At 67.9% G+C, this 1,214-nt stretch carries 1 pseudogene; it reads left to right on the top strand.

Annotation, left to right across the window (positions count from 1 at the left end):
* Positions 1–1,214: pseudogene (locus ABZ845_RS31975) on the top strand (alpha-1,4-glucan--maltose-1-phosphate maltosyltransferase); the annotation flags it as partial.

The raw sequence follows: 1,214 nt of genomic DNA, 5'->3' as shown, positions 1-1,214 counted from the left end.
CCCGTCTGGCGGCGGGGTTGGCGCCTGAGGTGGGGGTGGTGCTGGCGCGTTGGCCGTTGCGTGAGGGGGTGTCGTCGTCGGTGGTGTTGCCGTTGGTGGTGGAGCGGGAGCGGGCGTTGTTCGGGTCGTGGTACGAGTTCTTTCCGCGGTCGGAGGGGACGGCGGGGCGGCCTCATGGGACGTTGCGGTCGGCGGCGCGGCGGTTGCCGGTGATCGCGGGGATGGGTTTTGACGTGGTGTATCTGCCGCCGGTGCATCCGATCGGGAGGACGTTTCGCAAGGGGCGGAACAACGGTCTGTCGGCGGGTGCGGGGGATGTGGGGGTGCCGTGGGCGATCGGGTCGCCGGAGGGTGGGCACGAGGCGGTGCATCCGCGGCTGGGTTCGGTGGAGGATTTCGTGTGGTTCGTGGAGCGGGCGCGGGATGTGGGGCTGGAGGTGGCGCTGGACTTCGCGTTGCAGTGTTCGCCTGATCATCCGTGGGTGGAGAAGTGTCCGCAGTGGTTTCGTCGTCGGGCGGACGGGTCGGTGGCGTTCGCGGAGAATCCGCCGAAGAAGTACCAGGACATCTATCCGGTCTTCTTCGATGAGGACATGGATGGTCTGGTGGCCGAGACGGTGCGGTTGCTGAGGCTGTGGATGGGGCGGGGGGTGCGGATCTTCCGGGTGGACAATCCGCATACGAAGCCGGTGGTGTTCTGGGAGCGGGTGCTGGGGGAGATCGGGCGTTCGGATCCGGATGTGATTTTCCTGGCGGAGGCGTTCACGCGGCCGGCGATGCTGCGGACGCTGGCGGCGGTGGGGTTCCAGCAGTCGTACACGTATTTCACGTGGCGTAACACGAAGGGGGAGCTGACGGAGTATCTGGGGGAGTTGGCGGGGGAGACGGCGGCGTATCTGCGGCCGAACTTCTTTGTGAACACGCCGGACATCCTGCATGGGTATCTGCAGCAGGGGGGGCGTGCGGCGTTCGAGGTGCGGGCGGTGCTGGCGGCGACGCTGTCCCCGTCGTGGGGGATGTACTCGGGGTTCGAGCTGTGCGAGAACGTGCCGGTGGGGGAGGGCAGTGAGGAGTACCTGGACTCGGAGAAGTACCAGTTGCGGCCGCGGGAGTGGGAGGCGGCCGAACGTGAGGGCCGCACCATCACCCCGCTGATCACCAGGCTCAACGCCGTCCGGCGGGCCAGTCCGGCGCTGCGGCAGCTGCGTGATCTG

It is taken from the genome of Streptomyces sp. NPDC047022, assembly GCF_040644155.1.
GTDB lineage: Bacteria > Actinomycetota > Actinomycetes > Streptomycetales > Streptomycetaceae > Streptomyces.
The sequence above is the reverse complement of the archived record's forward strand: the minus strand, read 5'-3'. Positions and strand labels throughout refer to the sequence as shown.